The sequence below is a fragment of the Pseudomonas sp. 65/3-MNA-CIBAN-0223 genome, from assembly GCF_040310425.1.
GTDB lineage: Bacteria > Pseudomonadota > Gammaproteobacteria > Pseudomonadales > Pseudomonadaceae > Aquipseudomonas > Aquipseudomonas gregormendelii.
In genome coordinates, this window is sequence record NZ_JBEOPV010000001.1 from 140805 (window position 1) to 156899 (window position 16095).

Genomic DNA, 16095 nt, shown 5'->3' on the forward strand with positions numbered 1-16095 from the left:
ACCACGATGAATGACCTGGTATTCGCCGGCAATAAAACCCTGTACCTGATCCTGATCCTGGTGGCCTGGCCGATTATCGTCGCCACCCTGGTGGGCTTGCTGATCGGGCTGTTCCAGACCGTCACCCAGCTGCAGGAGCAAACCCTGCCGTTCGGCTTCAAATTGCTCTCGGTGTCGATTTGCCTGTTTCTGTTGTCCGGCTGGTATGGCGAGACCTTGCTCGCGTTCAGCCGCGAAGTCATGCACCTGGCGTTGAAATAACCCTCTATGAATATCAGTCTGTTTGTCGACCTGCACGGCTGGTTGGCGGGGGCCGCGATCTGCTTCGCGCGCCTGGCGCCAATCTTTTTCATGTTGCCGTTTCTCAACAGTCGTTCATTGACCGGGGCTCCGCGCAACGCCGTGATCGTGCTGGTCGGCATGGCGTTGTGGCCCTATACAGCCGACACGCTGCCGCGCCTCGATTCACTCGGTTTCTACGGCTTGCTGTTGCGTGAGGCGGGCGTGGGGGTGGTACTCGGTTGCCTGTTGTCCTGGCCGTTCTGGGTGCTGCATGGCATGGGCAACCTGATCGACAACCAGCGCGGCGCCATGCTCAGCAGTACCGTGGACCCGGCCAACGGCGACGACACCTCGGAGCTGGCCAACTTCCTGCAGATGTTCGCCGCAGTGATCTACCTCGAGGCCGGAGGCATGGGCCTGGTGGTGGAGACCCTCGGCCGCAGCTACCAGTTGTGCTCGCCGCTGCACGGCTGCGAGTTGCGCGTGCAGCCACTGCTCGGCCTGCTCGACCCACTGGTCAGCAAGACCCTGATCATCAGCGCGCCGGTGGTAGCCACGCTGTTGCTGTCCGAAGCCTTGCTCGGCCTGCTGGCGCGCTTCGCCCCGCAAATGAATGCCTTCTCGATGTCGCTGACGGTCAAGGGCGCCATTGCCTTGCTGGTGCTGTTGCTGTACTTCGGCGCGCACCTGCCGTCCGAGATCCAGCGCATGGGACGCGACAAGCCCGCGCAACTGGTCGACTGGTTTATCCAGCCCGTGGCGCGCTGAGATGTCCAGCGCCTCGAAAACCGAAAAGCCGACGCCGAAAAAACGTCGCGACGCCGCCAAGAAAGGCCAGACGTTCAAGGCCAAGGACCTGTCCACCAGTTGCCTGATGCTCTGCGGCCTGATCTACCTCGCCGGCAATGGCCTGTTGCTGCAGGTGATGGAGGTGTACCGGCGCATGCTTGCCGCCGGTTTTGCCGCTGACCCGCAGCACTACGCCGCCGCGCTTGGCGTGTTGATGCTCAAGATCATCCTGCCGCTGATTGCCGTGTGCTTCCTGGCCAGCGCCGTGCCGACCTTGTTGACCACCGGCATGGCGATCGCCAGCGAAGCACTGAAAATCAACTTCGGCGCCCTTAACCCGGTCAATGGCTTCAAGAAGCTGTTCAGCCTGCGCACGGTCAAGGACACCGTCAAGTCGCTGTTGTACCTGGGCTGTTTCGCCATTGCCTTCTGGGTGGTCTGGCGGACCCAGCGCCACCTGCTGTTCGCGCAACTCTACGCCACGCCCATCGACCTGTTCCCGATCTGGGCGCACCTGTTGCTGGTGCTGCTGCTGACCTTTCTCGGCTGCATCCTGTTGATCCTGATTCTCGACGCCTTGTGCGAGTACTGGCTGTACATCAAGGACCTGAAGATGGACAAGCAGGCGGTCAAGCGCGAGCACAAGGAACAGGACGGCAACCCGGAAATCAAGGGTCGGCGCCGCGACCTGCACATGGAGTTGCTGTCTGAACAGGTCAAGTCCGACATCCGCGGTTCGCGGGTGATCGTCGCCAACCCGACCCACATCGCCGTCGGCATCTACTTCCAGCCCGAAGTCACGGTGATGCCGTTTATCTCGCTGCTGGAAACCAACCAGCGGGCGCTGGCGGTGCGCAAATACGCCGCCGAAGTCGGCGTGCCGGTGATCACCGACGTGGCCCTGGCCCGGCGCATCTTCAAGACCCACCAGCGCTACACCTTCATCCAGCTGCAAGAGATCGAGAACGTCCTGCGCCTGCTGGTCTGGCTCGAGCAAGTCGAGCAGGCGTAAGGCCGTTGACGGATGTACTTGCCGTTGCGCCGGGAGCGCTCATGCAAATGTAAGTACTTATGAGCGCTTTATGGCGGCTGTCTTTTTATTCAATTGGCTTAATGCCCATGTCAGCACCGCTGACGAAACATTCAGGAGTGAGTTACCCCATGAGTCGTCGCCAAGAGACCGAACAGGAAGAAGACCGGATCGCCGAACAGGTGGTGCAGGCCGTGCTTGACGGTACGCCGCTCAAGGACATTCGCGGCGTCAGCAGCGAGCAGATGGACAGCCTGTATGCCTTTGCCTATGAGTTTTACGAGCAGGGCCGCCTGGACGACGCTGAACGGTTTTTTCACTTTTTGTGCATCTATGACTTCTACAACCCGCAGTACTGGATGGGTTTGGCCGCGGTGCATCAACTCAAACGGAACTACCAGAAGGCTATCGATCTTTACGCCGTCGCCTTCGCCCAGGGCAAAAACGACTATCGGCCGATGCTGTACACCGGCCAGTGCCAGTTAGCCTTGGGCCGCGCCGGTAAAGCCAAGCTGTGTTTCGAATACGTCATGGAGCGAGTCCAGGAGCCAGGCTTGCGGGAGCAGGCCCAGGCCTACCTGGCGGCGCTGAGCGACGTCGAAGCCGACCATTCAGAGGAGCAGTTGTAATGGACATTCAAGCATTTTTACGGGCCGTACCGGCATCCCCCGACCTGAAGGCCAAGCAGGCCATTTATGCCGATGCCGCCGGCAAGGCCGCCGATACCCAGGCGTACCAGCGCCTGGCCGATACGGTCTTTACTGACATGCAGGGCGTCAACTACCGCAGTACCAGCGACACCGGGCCGGCGCCCGGGCGCCCGCAACTGGCGGCGCCCAGAGTGCCGGTGAAGGGCGGTGATCCGGAGGCCGAAGACAAGTTTACCTTGCTGATGGCCACGCTGATTGCCCTGTTGGGAGCGGTGGAAATCGATGCTCTCAAAAGCCGCATGCAGATGCTGAAGATGGCCGCCAACGCGGCGGCCGCAGGTAATGTCGAATTGTCGGAAAAATACCAGGCCGCCGTGGCCGCGCTGGAGGGCGCGCTGGCTGGAGCGGGTGTTGCGGCGCAAAACCTGGAAGCCGCGAAGGACAGGCTCAACAGTGCGCAGCAGCAATTGCAGCAGGCCGAACAAACGCTGGCCAATACGCCGCCTGACTCATCCGAGTACGCCAAGGCGTTGATTGCCCGCGACATGGCCCAACTGAAAGTCAAGGGTGCGGCGCAAGGTGTGGAGAAGGCTGGAGCGGCAGCCCTCGCGGCCATTGACAGCTTGACCCAGGCCACCAAAAACGTCGAGGCACTGGCCACCGAGATAGAAGAAAAGATCGTCAAGCCTGATGCAGCTGTAATCGACGGCATGAAACGGCAGTTGAACGCGGCGGCCACCCAGGTTGAGTTGATGATGAAGCTCGCCGAATTGATGGGCAGCAGCGCCGAAACCAAGCTGGAAAACGAGCTGGAGCTGTCCCGCACGATGCAGGTCGCCCGGCAGGCGTACCTCGAGAAAAAGTCCGATGAGTATTTGGAGCAGGTGCGTAAGGCCGAAGCCGCAAGCAAGACCATGGGCTGCATCGGCAAGATCCTTGGCGCGGTGCTGATCGTGGCCAGTATCGTCGGTGCCGCGTTTACCGGCGGCGCGAGCCTGGTGCTGGCGGGCGTTGGCCTGGCCCTGACCGTGGGTGACCAGATCGGCAAGGCCATCACCGGTGTTTCCATCATGGAGAAGGCCATGCAACCGCTGATGGACAAGGTCCTGGCACCGATGATTCAAGCCATTGGCAAAACCATTGGCGATGCCCTCAAAAAGATGGGCGTGGACGCGCAAACGGCGGAGATGGCCGGAAACATCCTGGGCGCTATCGTCGGTGCCGTGGCCATGGTCGCGGCCATGGTCGTGGTGGTGGCCGTGGGCAAGGGCGCAGGTGCCCGGGTCGCCAGCAGCAGCCTGGGCAAAATGCTCGGCAAGATGGCCAGCAAAATGGCGCCGGACATGCTCAAGCAGGCCACGCGCTCGCTGAGCAAGGGCGTGACCAGTGGCCTCACGAAGATTCGCACCAATGTCGGCCTCAAGTCCGACGCTAACTCTCTGGCCATGTACAGCAATCGAGCCGGTGCAGGCGCGGCGGGTATCGAGGCGGGTGGCGTGACGGCCGAGTCCGCCATGGGGGTCAAGTCGGGCATGCACCAGAAAAAAGCCGCCGAGCAGCTTGCCGAGGTGCAAGTGACCATGGCGATCCAGGAAACCATGAAAGCCTACAGCGAAAAGATGGTCGAGATCTTCGGCGAGAGCATCAAGACGGTGGACCAAATATACAAGAAGGGCACGGGTCAGCAGGAAAACTCAGCCAGCACCATGCTGAGCATAGCAAAGAATATCTAAATATTATCTTCGAGGAAATTATCATGGTTGATTCCATCATCAATGCAGCACCGGTCATTCGCAGCCTGCCCATCGATACCCAGGTCTTGGGCAAAGCGCCCGTCGACAGCAAGCAAGCCATGTCCACCGGCAGTGTCGGCCCCCGCCTGGATGCCCAGGTGCTGCAGGCCGGGGCGGCAATGACCCAGTCCGGGTATACGGTGCAGCAACTCGATGACATGGCGCTAGCCGCCTTCACCGAAACCGAGAACTTCCTGGTGGACCTGGCCAGGAAGGAAGAGGCCAAACAGGGCTTGGGCGACACCGCAAAGTCCTCGCTGACGTTCGACCCTGCTGCCTGGGACAAACACATGTCGGTACTGGTGTCGGCCATCGTCGCGCTGAATGTCGCGCGCCAGTCCAGTGCCGCCATGAGTGGCGTGTTCACCCAGATTGCTTTCAAGGCTGCCGAAGCCCAGGGCGTGGCCATCAAGGCTGGTGGTGAAGCGGCCATGCGCGCCGCCCTCGGCGGAGCGGTGGTGGCGGGAGCGATGGCGGTGGGGGGGCGGGCTTGTCAATCCGTGGGCAAGCAAAGCAACACGCTGATATCAAGAGCAACAAGATTGAATCTACCAGTCGTAATCAGCAGGCTCAGGAACTTCGGGTGGATTTGCAAAAAACACCGTCTGAGATCGCGTTCGAGCAGAAGAAGGCATCGGTTGTTCGGGCATCGGGCGAATTGGACACGATCGAGCATCACAATACCGGCGGCAAACTTGATGCTGCCGAGCGCGCGACGCTGGAGGCCGATGTTCGCAACGCGGTGACCAAGAATAAGGATGCGACAGTGCAATCCCAACTGCGTCAGAAAGGCATCGAGCGAGACAAGACCATTGGAGGTACTTTGAGCTCTCTGGCCCATATCCTGAGTTCGGTGGTGACTTCTACCGTACGCCTGGAAGAGTACAACCAGCGGCAAAAAGAGGTATTGCACCAGGCCGAACAGAACGTCAACAAGTCGGTCAGCGACGTGGCGAATCAGGCGGTCAGTGAGGACAGCGCCATGCTGGTCAAGAACTTCGAGGCCCTGATGCAACTTGTCGAGAGCCGTAATTCGACCATGAGCACCATCGCCAACGCGCGCGCCTGACCTGGAGTTTGATGATGCAGATAGTCACTCATACCGGCGGCGCCTACACCAAGCCGATTGATGCGCAAACGCGCCTGGCGCACGCCCCCGATGGCCAGGAGCAGGGCGATGCGCTGGATAAGCGCCAGCAGTACCAGGGTCCGGAACAGGTGCTGCACGCCCTTGGTCGCCTGGCCGAGCGCCAGCAACACACCGCCACCGCAGTCAAGGCGTTCGCTCGCATTGGCACGCCGCAGCAACTGCAAGACGTCGCCGACAGTGCCGTTGCCGTGGGGCAGCAGGCTCACCTGCTCGAAGCCGGTTTGCGCGAGTTCGCCTTGCTTGGGCTAGTCGATACCCGCGATGTGCGCATGTTCGAGGGCCAAACATTGGCGCAGTTACGCACCCTGGAGACACCGGCGCCCCTGACTCATGAAGTCTTGAACCAGCCGAACAGCAGTTCCGATTTTTTCGAACAGTTGCTGGCGATGATTGGTCAGATTCGCGGCGAATACCTAGCTGTGTATGAGGAGTTGCTAAAAACGTATTCGGACTTCTATTCGGAGTTCAATACAGAAGTCATGGCGAAGATGGGTCAGTGGATAAAGGGTGATGGTGACGGAAAGCAAGTCGAGATCAACTACGATTTTTATATCACCATTAGAAATTTAATCGATAAACATTCTCAAACGGTGTTGTTCCCTCTTCCGAATGCACCGAGCGCGACAGAGGCTGAGGTGCGGAAGTGGGCAAAAGCTATGGGCATGGGTGAAAACTCACCAAATATTAGAGAGGAACCTGCCGGAAGCGGGCAGTTTGTTCTACTGATGGATGTCTCGCCTTTGAATAGAATGGCAGAACAATTGGACGCATTGCCTTTTGTGGGGGGGGTGATCAAGGTTGACTCCGCTAAATTCCAAGCCTGGCAAACCGGCTTCAACAGTCTGGAAGGCGAGTTGAAGAACCAGCTCCAAGTGTTCACCACCAAGTACGGCAACGCCAACTCCTACCATGAAAACTTCAACAAGATTCTCTCCTCTCAACTAAGCCAGTACGCAGAAATGCTCAAGGCTATTGCTAGTGGGATCGCCTGATATGGATATTCCAAGCACATCCGCTGCAGCTACATTCGTACCTAACACCGCGAGTCACATCCCTACTCGGTCGGTGGTCGAGGTGCTGCAAAGCGGATGTAACAACGCTGAAGTCAACTTTGAAAAAATCTTGAGCAGTGACACACCCAGTACCACTGCTGACGCTTACCGGGACCTTGCGCATAAAGCCTGTGCGCACTTTATGCCTGGCGTCGATCCAAGGTTGGTGGCGGCAGTTGCAAACAACCAATCAACAGATGGTAAATATCAGGCCCAGTTGGTGGTCAACATGTATATGTTGTCTATGGTGTCGGATATTGATTCAGTTGAAAGCTATAAATCTGCGGAGCATAGCATTAAAAAAGCGCTCGGCGAAAACTTGAAGAACAACAGGGATAAAAAGAGCAACCCTGCAGGCGTTCATCAAGATTATGGAAAGGACGGCGGGCTTTATAAGCGGGGGAAAAAAATCGAGAAACTTATCGGTGAAGTGTTAACGGCCCGGCCTGAGGCGAGGGAGTTAACCAAGGATAATTTGCGTGACATGTATCTGCATGATGGCTTGCCTAAAGCTTACAATCAGAGACATGGCCAGAGACATGGCCGCAGAGAGTTCAAGCTGGACGCAGAGGGGGTAAAAACCATCCGGGCCAGGGGTAACACCAGCGATCTGGCTATGCGCAAACTTGATGACCAAGGGCGTCTATCTCTTACGAATGAAAGGCCGAGTGACAATTTCGCCAGGCTTATTAACCGTTCGCTCCTCCTGCTTGACCTTGACATGCCTGAAAAACCTGGCTCCGCCAAAGCAGCGCACCCGGGCGGTGAAAAAGGGCGTGTACGGTCGGCACCCGATGCCTTGGAGAGCGACAGGGCGTGGCCATCAACGGATGGCATTAACATACGCGGTGGTAACGCCAGGGTAGGTGACATAGATGTGAACGTCGACACTGGAAACATGGCCGAAGTATTTGGCAAAGCCCTCGATTTGATAGCTGGCATGCATCGGCATAATGTTACCCTCACGGAGCAACTGTTAGTAGTCAGGAATCCAGATAGTGCGGGTTCACCGCATCGATACCGCAGTGAAATCGATGTTGTGACTGCTGAAAGCGTTCTGTCTGGCGATGATCCCGAGGGTCAGCCCGGAGACCGGTTGAATCTGGAGGTTCCGTTTTTACAATCGTCACCGGAAGAAATTACAGTTGAGTGGACAGAGGTGCATGGGGGGGATGATGAAGCTAACGTCGAGGACACGGTTTCACAACAGGCCGCCAATGTTGTAACGACGAGCACTACGCAACCAGGAATTGTTTTTTCAGAATCTGTACAAACTGATTCTGGTGTGGATTTCAGCGTAGCAGTTCCTTTACCGTGGCCGCCAACGCCAACGCCAACGCCAACGCCAACGCCCCCGCCGCTGCCCCCTGAATTAGATGTAGTAGATCGGCGTGGATTGGCTATGTTCTCTGCCCCGGAGCCAGCGAGGAATTACACGGCAGTCATCGGAGAGGCAGCCCAACGGATGAGTGCGCGGGCCACCGACGCGAGGCCGAGCAGGATAGACCCGTTTTCTACGGTTTCTAATACGGAAGCTGTTCGCGGCGAGAACAACGATTTGGTCGAAAACCGAGCGCGGCGCCCGAGCCAGTCGGAATCCGTCTCTTCAATCGGCTCTGACTCTTCCACACAAACGGATTCGTTCGATGCCAGTCTTTCCCTTGATCTTGGGAGTGAACGAGTGTCGCCGCAGAACGCCATAGAGCTCCACGCGCCTGCGACCGGTGCTACGCGGCAAGAATTTGAAATCAAGATCAAAAATCTTCCTGTTGAAGCGCCGTTTCTTGCCAGTCAGATCTCGATCCAGAAACGAGGCGAAATGAGCCGGGTAGAGGCGAGCTTTTATGCGCAAGTAGCCAGTGCTATTCAAGGCTTTGGCAGAGATGCGCAAGAGCTCAAACACTTTATCAAGAGAGGGGACGATCCCTCCAAAGCCACCGGGAAAATACATGATTTATACATTCAGGCATGCACTGAGTCGCCGGCATTTGGCGCCAAGCTTGAGTCGCTATATAAACAGCTTCAACAGAAAAATGTGCTTACAGGGGATGTGCTCCATGCCAAGAGTGCAAATCGTCGTTTCGGCGGAGTCGCTCCGTTTGAAACAGGCTCGTTTATAGGTTCTATTTCGGCGCGAGAGACTGGAGGGACGCGTCATATATGATTCTCGCAACGTTGCGAGTGGACCACGAGCGGGTCGTCGCCGACATCATTTGCAGAACTCTATTAGTCGATAGAGAGACGCTGCAACCCAGCCATCACCTGGTCGAAGACCTCGGTGCCGACTCATTGAACCTGCTGGAGATCGTACTGGATATCAACGAAGCGCTTGCCATTGAACTGCCCACCGAGGGTGTTGCCAGGATACGCCGGGTAGAGGACTTAGTCAGATTGGTCCTACAAACTTTGGATATTTCCAAAACTTGATATTTAACTAATGGGCGCGCCCTTTGCCGGGGCGCGCCGTTTAATTACACCTCTATTTATCTTGTTACATGCCGCCTTGGCTTGTAGGAAGAGTACTAAAATCCCGTGGCCCATGCGCCTTCCCGAACCGCCCTTGTTATAGTCCGCCGCACATGTGGGGCGATGTCCCCCGCAGTTTAAGTCTAGCGCTTGAATATGGGCAGTTCATTTAACGTGGAGGGAGTCAACGTGAGCTCGGGAAGTACTGCGGATCTATCGTCAACAAACTCGTTTATCTTCGGTTCCTGGGAGTTGTGCAGCGACGGTTTGCTCTTGCACAAGGGCAATCAACTGCACCTGCCGCCCAAGGAATTGCACGTACTGCGTTTATTGTTGAGTTCGGCAGGCTCCCTGGTGTCCAAGGAACTGCTGTTGTCCCACGTCTGGCCCAATTGCGATATTGCCGAAGAGTCCCTGACGCGCTGTATCTATACCTTGCGCAAGGTATTTGGGCGCGATAATGGCTACATCAAGACCCTGTATGGCAAAGGTTATCGGTTTGTCGGCGAGGTGGCCGAACGCCGCAGTGCGTCGGGTGGCGCCGTGTCAATGGTGCCGTCGTTGCTGGTATTGCCGGTGGCCGGGCACGGCGACGGTTGCATGTTTAACGTGCACCGTGAAGTCGTGCGGCAACTGGCGACGACGTTTGGTGAAAGCCTGTGCGTGTTTTCGGCCGGTGTCACCGCCGGTGTCGAGGAAGGCGGCTACCTGGCGCTGGTCGAGCGTCTGCAGGCCGATTACTACCTGAGTTTTCGTTGCGTGGAGCGCGACCTGGCCTGGACCGGCTCCGTCGAGTTGGTGCGTGGGGCTGATCATGTGTTGCTGCACAGTGAGGTGCTGGTCGAGGTTACTCGCCTGGACCAGGCGATGCAGCAAGTGGTGTTGCTGATCGCCGATCGCCTGCCGGGCTTGCGTGCGCCGGTGCCGCCCTGCAGTTCCCATCCGCTGGCGCTGGCCTATGGCAATGGGCTGCTCGGCTTGCAGGCTTATACGCCCGAGGGGGTGGGCGAGGCATTGGTCGAGTTTCTGCGCTGCCAGCAATTGGACCCGGGTTACGCGCCCTTGTGGTGTGGCCTGGCAGATACCTACCTGGCCATGGCCAATCTGGGGCTCAAGGACCATCACTGGGCGTTGGCCAAGGCGTACAAGGCCTTGACTAGGGCGCTTACGCTCGAACCGGAAAATACCCAGGCCTCGGCCAGGCTGGCGTTGTTGACCAGTCTGCAGGGGGTGCCGCATGCGGCCGAAGCCTTGTTTCGGCCGGTGCTGTTGGGCGCTGACCGGGCCGGGGCGCAGTACCACTACGCCTGGCATCTGTGGTGCTGCGGGCGTTTCGGCCAGGCATTGCACGCTATCGAGCAGTCCCTGAGGCACGATTGCTCCTCGGTGGCCGCGTGGTTGTTGCGCGCGCGAATCGAGCTGGAGATCGACGCGCTGCAGGCGCTCGATGTGATTCGCCAGGCGATCACCGTGCTGGGCCAGCGGCACCCGGTGATCAATGCCATGCACGCGCTGATTCTGGACGTCGGCGGTGATCCGCTGACGGCGCTGCGGGTGCTGGAGCATGGCGGGTTGCTGGGGGGGCAGGCGGGCGAGATCGAGTTGGTGGTGTGCTATGTGCAGGCCGCCTTCGACAAGGGCGCTGCGCGCGAACGTTATCAGCGCTGGTGCGAGGCCTCGGAGCATCCGCCCTTGTGTCCGGCGCAACTGCCAGTGCTGCGCCGGCTCGACGGTGATCGTGTGGTCGCGGGGCTGTGGCGTGACCTGGAGGGTAAATCCTGCCCGTGGTGGCGGGCCCGGCTGGGCGATCCGCGCCTGCAAGGGCTGGCGCAACCGGCCGAGCGATTGCTGGCATGAGGCGCCGGGCCGTGGTCGCCGGGCTGGCGAGCCTGCTGTGGGCGGGCGGGGTACTGGCCGACTGTTGGCAGGAGGCTGCCCGGCGGCATGACCTTGAGCCGCAATTGCTGATGGCCATTGCCCAGGTGGAGTCCGGCTTCAAGGTCGATGCCATTCACGTCAATCGCGACGGTTCGCGGGATATCGGGCTGATGCAAATCAATAGCCAGCACCTGCCACGCCTGTCCCGGCGCGGTATCACCGAACCCTTGCTGCTGTCCGATCCCTGTGTCGCGGTCGAGGCGGGGGCCTTGATCCTGGCTGAATTCGTCGCCCGCCATGGGTATAACTGGACGGCGGTCGGGGCGTACAACGCAGGCAGTTCGCCTGCGCGCGAAGCCTTGCGCCTGCGCTACGCACGCAAGGTCTGGACGCATTATCACGCCTGGCACGTGCATCGCGGGTCCGCCCGCCGATTGTGATCGGATGACCCTGGCAATGTGCAGAGTCTGATCAGGATTGGCATTAACGGACTGTTTATCCTCTCGTTCAAATCAAGGCGCGTGGCGCTTTTCATGATGATGGGCACGATGGTGGACAGCATGCAGGACTCCCCTGCAATTCAATGTGTATTGCGCGTATTCAACGGCCCGTTGCAGGGGTGTGAATTTAACCTGGCGCAGCACGGCAACTTTTTCCTGGTGGGCCCCGAGGCACGCTTCTGCGCCGTCGAGCACGTGCCGAGCGTGCCCGACGACGCTGTTTATATTCCACTGGAAGCGGGCGGTTGCAACTTTGAAGTGTTGCTTGAAGAGAATGCCCGCAGCGGCTGTCGGCTGCGGGTGCTCGGCCCGCTAGGGGTTGAAGAACGTAGCCTGGCGTTTCAGGTGTTGGAAAACATCGAGGGCCTGCAGATTGCCGTGCGCCCGGCGGATGAGCCATGGCTCGAAGCGCTGCTGCTGCCGGTGATGCCCGCGCCGCGCGTGCCGGACTTGGTGCAGGTACCAGGCAGTCGGGCGCAGCAATTGGGCTTTGGGCTGGCGCTGTTGCTGGCGCTGGGGGGCGCGGTGTTCGCCTGGCAGGTGTCCAGGCCCGGCCCGGTGTCGAACGTTGAAGCCCTGATCCGTGGCGCCGACGCCGAGATGACCGTGCTCTACGGCCGGGATCGGGCGGTGTACGTCTTCGCCGCTACCGAGCGTCAGGCCAGTTGGGGCCGCCAGGTGCTGGTGCGCAACGGCTATTCGGCCACCCAGCTGCTGACCACCTACGGCGAGCGCGCCCGGCTGGAGGCCTTGTTGCTGGAGCAGGAGCCGCACCTGGCGTTTCATCGCATCGACCTGGCTGACCCGGCGCAGCCGCGGTTGCTGGTCAGTGCCCAGCGCAATGTACTGACGCCCCAGGATCAACTGCGGCTGCAAGGCTTGCTGCGCGAAGCCGCACCCTACGCCGGTGACGTAGCGATTGTCAGCAGTGACGACGGGCTGTTGGCGCGTCAGGCCGAACAAGGGCTGCAACGCCTGGCGCTGCCGTTTACCCGCCAGGCCAATGGCGACAGCGTGACCTACCGGGTCGAAGGCAGCCTGGAAGATGTCGAGTTGCAGGCGCTGAACAGTTATGTCACCCGCTTCAATCAACAGTGGGGCGACCGCTACGTGAACTTTGCAATCGAATTGAAAGATGACTGGCTCAAGGGCAAGTCTTTTCAATATGGCCCGCAGGGCTACATCAAGATGACGCCGTCATCCTGGTACTTTCCAAAACCGCTGTAATTTATAAAAGGTAGGTGATGTATGGGTGATGTAGTAAATCCAATCAAGTTCCACGATGACTTTCTTGGGAAGCAGGCGGATGGGTTTGAGAAGGGCGCAACGGGGTTGAAAGTCGCATTGGATGAAGCATTAACAGCGCTGCATGGAGATGCTTCCAGCCCAGTACTCCTGGCTGCTTATCAGGCCGCATTTTCTTCCTACAATATTTTCCGTAATGCGGCGACCAATACCATCAAGGGCTTCAAGGAAATCGATTCGGCGATCATTGCCGCCGCCCGCTAAACGTCATATTCGTTTCATCGTCGACAGGTCGGTGACTTGTCGGCGATTCTCATGAGAGTTGTTTATGTCAAATTACGCTATTGCCCCGGCGGGACTCAGCTCGTTACAAATAGCTGAACTGTCGACCCCGGCGCCGAATGCGGTGGTTTCCCTGGAAAGTCGCCTGATTCAAAGTTTCGCCACATCTGCGGTGGGCACCGAACAGGACTACGCGAAGATCAATGGCATGCTCGAGCGCCCGGACATCACCAACCCGGAAGTGCTCAGTCAGATGCAGATCATGATGGCGCAGTACAACATCGACGTTTCCCTGCTCAATGTCCTGGTGCGCAAAACCGTGAGCACGGCTGAAACCTTGTTGCGTTCGTCATGAGATCAGTCGGTTGTGTGGTGTTGCTGTGCCTGGCGCTGGTGGGCTGTCGTCAACCGAGCCTGCTCGAAGGCCTGGACCAGCAGCAGGTCAATGAAGTGGTGTCGGTGCTGCAGCGCAACAATATCAGCGCCAGCAAGATCGACAATGGCAAGGTCGGCTATTCGGTGCAGATCGCTCAGGCCGATTTTGCCGCGGCGGTGGACCTGTTGACCCTGTATGCATTGCCCTCCAAACCGCGGGTCGAAGTCGCGCAGATGTTTCCAGCGGATTCGCTGGTGGCTTCGCCTCGCGCCGAAAAAGCCCGCCTGTACAGCGCCCTGGAACAACGCCTGGAGCAGTCACTGGCGACCATCGGCGGCGTGGTCTCGGCGCGCCTGCATGTCAGCTACGACCTGGAGTCCGGGGAGAGCAAGCGCAAGGCGGCGCCAGTGCATTTATCGGCGCTGGTGACCCACGAGCCGGACATCGAGCCGCAATTGCTGATCAGCGACATCAAGCGTTTTCTCAAGAACAGCTTCGCCGGTATCGACTACGAAGATATTTCCGTGGTGCTGTCGCGCCGTGCGCCGATCCAGCATGCCGCGCCTTCGCCGGAGCCGCGCTCGCGGGACTTGACGCCGCTCTATCTGTTGCTGGGCCTGGGCCTGGTGCTGGCCGCGGCATGGGCGCTGTGGCTGTATCAACGCAAACGTGCGGACGAGGCCGGTGATGTCGCAGGCCAGTGAAGCGCTCGAGTTGATTCTGCACCAGCCTTTTGCCTACCTGCATGCCGAGCGTGGGGGGCTGCCTGCGTTGTTCACCGCGCCCGCCGCCCGGGCGCTGCTTGATCAGGCATTGGTGCTGGGCCTGGGGCTGAGTGCCGAGCCAGTGACGCTGCCGGCGCATTCCTGGGCCGAGGCGTGGGTGCGGCATTGGCGGCGGCTGCCGGCGGTCGCCCGGCTGATGGGTGCCCAGTTGGGCTGGGCACAGCTTGCCATCGGCGCGCGCGTGCGCGTGCTCGACGAACCCACCCGCCGCTTTGCGCGGCTGGGCCTGGGCGAGCGTTGCGCCAGCCCGATCCGTGAAGCCGACGGGGTGCTGGAAACGCTCGATGCCCTGGGCCTCAATGCCTTGCTGGCCTGGCAGGCGCACATTCCTCCGGCGCTGCTGCAGCGCCTGGCCCTGCAGTTTTCCCCCCGCGTCGTCGCGTTGCAGCAGGCCATGCCCGCGCAGCAGCCGAATGCGTCACTTTTTGTCTTGGCGGTACAACATGCTCGACTCCATCCGAACCCTGATTGACCCCCCGGCGGCGGATGATCCGCTGATCGTCCGTGCCGACCGCAGCGCCGCCCGCGAGCGCCGGCAGTTGATGCAGCAGGCGCAGGAGCGGGCCAAAGATTGTGTGGCCGAAGCCGAGGCCGAGGCCGACGTGATCCGCGCCCAGGCCTTCCAGGAAGGCTACTCGCAAGGGGTGTTGCAGGTGGCCGGCGATCTCAGCCAGCTGTTGTTGACTTCGCGGTTGCTGGCAACCGAGTTGCAGGCGCAATTGCTACAGGCAGCGCGTGAGTTGCTCGGCGAGTGGTTGATGGACGAGCAATTGCTCGAGAGCCTGGTGCAACGCTGGTCGACCCGGCATGGCGCGGGGCTGCCTGGTGCGCTGCAAATCATTTTACCGCGCCGCTGCAAAGCGGCGCTGGCGGCCCTGCAGGCTACCTTGGCCGAACAGGGGGTGGATGATGCCCGGATCAGTTTTCATGAGCGTGAGTGCTACCTGTTTCGCCAGGGCGACCAGGTCATCGAACTCGATATCGAAACGACCCAACAGCGCCTGGCGCCCCGCCTGCTGGCCCGGCTCAAGCAGTTGCCGGAGAGCGTGCGCGAACTCGACGACGCCTCGGTGCAATTATTCGTTGAATGGGCCGCCAACCTCGACACGCAAAGTGGCGCGCCCTCTGAAGTGGAAGCGGAGCTTGAATGACGGACATCAGTAAAATCCTGTTGAACGCAGCGCTGCCTGGCGCAGGGCTGGTAGCCGAAGCCGTCGTGCCGTTGGTGCAGCGCCTGGGCATACAGGATGCCAAAGGCATTTCCGGCATTCAAGGCACCCAGTCGACGGTCCGCCCCGACCCCGAATTCGATGCGTTTTATAACGAGTTTATCGCCTGGGCAGCCGACGGGCCGGGTAAAAAAGCCATCGTTGACTACCTGAAGCAATACACCAATGGCGCAGGCGAAAAAATCTACCACACCACCCAGTATCAGCAGGATGTGCTGGTCAAGATTATGCAACGCATGAAGGCCGAGGGGCTGGAAGGCGAAGATATTTACAAGGAACTCAGTGGCGCATTTGCCTCGGTGTCGGCAGCGCACATGTTTTTTCAGGAGTTTTTGCAGGACGTGTTCAAGACCGAAGAGGATGAGGACAGCCGGGAGAATGTGGACTGGTAATCCGCTGTGTGGGCCGGTCAAAGCGCCTGCCCGTAACTGGAATGGCAGTATTTCTCGTCCGGTGCGCAGATAAAAACCTTTGCCAAGGGGAGGCATGTCATGGATCGGGTAGGGCGCAATGGTGGAGGCAATGCCCTTGTTCAGCGACGAGCGGGAAGCCGTAGGGTAGCGTCACCGAGTGCATCAAGACCCAACA

19 protein-coding genes are annotated in these 16095 nt (G+C 59.5%); all 19 read left to right on the forward strand.

Features of this window, described 5'->3' with window-relative positions; genetic code table 11:
• Positions 1-6: 6 nt before the first annotated feature.
• The 19 genes from AAEZ09_RS00575 to AAEZ09_RS00665 all read left to right on the forward strand — a co-directional run bounded on the left by AAEZ09_RS00575 (position 7) and on the right by AAEZ09_RS00665 (position 15899).
• Positions 7-261 (forward strand): EscS/YscS/HrcS family type III secretion system export apparatus protein, encoded by a 255-nt coding sequence (locus AAEZ09_RS00575; RefSeq protein WP_205894011.1) that lies wholly within the window; start codon positions 7-9, stop codon positions 259-261.
• A gap of 6 nt (positions 262-267) precedes the next feature.
• The gene (gene sctT / locus AAEZ09_RS00580) at positions 268-1050 is read left to right on the forward strand and encodes a type III secretion system export apparatus subunit SctT (RefSeq protein ID WP_350597545.1); all 783 of its coding nucleotides are present in this window, start codon (positions 268-270) and stop codon (positions 1048-1050) included.
• Position 1051: 1 nt separating this feature from the next.
• The gene (locus tag AAEZ09_RS00585; RefSeq protein ID WP_350597547.1) at positions 1052-2083 is read left to right on the forward strand and encodes an EscU/YscU/HrcU family type III secretion system export apparatus switch protein; all 1032 of its coding nucleotides are present in this window, start codon (positions 1052-1054) and stop codon (positions 2081-2083) included.
• A gap of 149 nt (positions 2084-2232) precedes the next feature.
• Positions 2233-2730, forward strand: a complete 498-nt coding sequence (gene sicA, locus AAEZ09_RS00590; RefSeq protein WP_350597549.1) for a type III secretion system translocator chaperone SicA — start codon at positions 2233-2235, stop codon at positions 2728-2730.
• On the forward strand, positions 2730-4484 hold the full coding sequence (gene sctE / locus AAEZ09_RS00595; RefSeq protein WP_350597551.1) for a type III secretion system translocon subunit SseC family protein: 1755 nt from the start codon (positions 2730-2732) through the stop codon (positions 4482-4484). The genes sicA and sctE overlap by 1 nt, the downstream gene beginning before the upstream one ends.
• Positions 4485-4507: 23 nt before the next feature.
• Positions 4508-5290: an IpaC/SipC family type III secretion system effector gene (locus AAEZ09_RS00600; protein ID WP_350597554.1), complete on the forward strand. Its 783-nt coding sequence runs from the start codon at positions 4508-4510 to the stop codon at positions 5288-5290.
• A 20-nt stretch (positions 5291-5310) separates the two neighbouring features.
• Positions 5311-5613, forward strand: coding sequence for a hypothetical protein (locus tag AAEZ09_RS00605; RefSeq protein WP_350597556.1), 303 nt, complete (start codon positions 5311-5313; stop codon positions 5611-5613).
• Between the two features lie 11 nt (positions 5614-5624).
• Complete coding sequence (locus tag AAEZ09_RS00610; protein WP_350597558.1) at positions 5625-6686, forward strand: IpaD/SipD/SspD family type III secretion system needle tip protein; 1062 nt, start codon at positions 5625-5627, stop codon at positions 6684-6686.
• Position 6687: 1 nt separating this feature from the next.
• On the forward strand, positions 6688-8910 hold the full coding sequence (locus AAEZ09_RS00615) for a hypothetical protein (protein WP_350597561.1): 2223 nt from the start codon (positions 6688-6690) through the stop codon (positions 8908-8910).
• Positions 8907-9173 carry a phosphopantetheine-binding protein gene (locus AAEZ09_RS00620; protein WP_350597563.1) on the forward strand — a complete coding sequence of 89 codons (267 nt, stop codon included), beginning with the start codon at positions 8907-8909 and terminating at the stop codon, positions 9171-9173. The genes AAEZ09_RS00615 and AAEZ09_RS00620 overlap by 4 nt, the downstream gene beginning before the upstream one ends.
• A gap of 228 nt (positions 9174-9401) precedes the next feature.
• The gene (locus AAEZ09_RS00625; protein ID WP_350597565.1) at positions 9402-11069 is read left to right on the forward strand and encodes a winged helix-turn-helix domain-containing protein; all 1668 of its coding nucleotides are present in this window, start codon (positions 9402-9404) and stop codon (positions 11067-11069) included.
• A complete protein-coding gene (locus tag AAEZ09_RS00630) occupies positions 11066-11530 on the forward strand; it encodes a transglycosylase SLT domain-containing protein (protein ID WP_350597568.1) in 465 nt (154 codons plus the stop codon). The genes AAEZ09_RS00625 and AAEZ09_RS00630 overlap by 4 nt, the downstream gene beginning before the upstream one ends.
• A gap of 120 nt (positions 11531-11650) precedes the next feature.
• Positions 11651-12817, forward strand: coding sequence for a PrgH/EprH family type III secretion apparatus protein (locus AAEZ09_RS00635; RefSeq protein WP_350597570.1), 1167 nt, complete (start codon positions 11651-11653; stop codon positions 12815-12817).
• 21 nt (positions 12818-12838) lie between these two features.
• A complete protein-coding gene (locus tag AAEZ09_RS00640) occupies positions 12839-13099 on the forward strand; it encodes an EscF/YscF/HrpA family type III secretion system needle major subunit (RefSeq protein WP_350597571.1) in 261 nt (86 codons plus the stop codon).
• Between the two features lie 64 nt (positions 13100-13163).
• Positions 13164-13472 (forward strand): type III secretion system inner rod subunit SctI, encoded by a 309-nt coding sequence (gene sctI / locus AAEZ09_RS00645; protein ID WP_350597573.1) that lies wholly within the window; start codon positions 13164-13166, stop codon positions 13470-13472.
• The gene (locus AAEZ09_RS00650; RefSeq protein ID WP_350597575.1) at positions 13469-14197 is read left to right on the forward strand and encodes an EscJ/YscJ/HrcJ family type III secretion inner membrane ring protein; all 729 of its coding nucleotides are present in this window, start codon (positions 13469-13471) and stop codon (positions 14195-14197) included. The genes sctI and AAEZ09_RS00650 overlap by 4 nt, the downstream gene beginning before the upstream one ends.
• On the forward strand, positions 14181-14750 hold the full coding sequence (locus tag AAEZ09_RS00655) for an OrgA/MxiK family T3SS sorting platform protein (protein WP_350597577.1): 570 nt from the start codon (positions 14181-14183) through the stop codon (positions 14748-14750). The genes AAEZ09_RS00650 and AAEZ09_RS00655 overlap by 17 nt, the downstream gene beginning before the upstream one ends.
• Entirely contained in the window at positions 14722-15429 is a 708-nt protein-coding gene (locus AAEZ09_RS00660; protein ID WP_350597580.1) for an oxygen-regulated invasion protein OrgB, read from the forward strand. Before AAEZ09_RS00655 ends, AAEZ09_RS00660 begins: the two co-directional genes overlap by 29 nt.
• Positions 15426-15899 carry a hypothetical protein gene (locus AAEZ09_RS00665; protein WP_350597581.1) on the forward strand — a complete coding sequence of 158 codons (474 nt, stop codon included), beginning with the start codon at positions 15426-15428 and terminating at the stop codon, positions 15897-15899. The genes AAEZ09_RS00660 and AAEZ09_RS00665 overlap by 4 nt, the downstream gene beginning before the upstream one ends.
• The last annotated feature ends 196 nt before the right edge of the window (positions 15900-16095 follow it).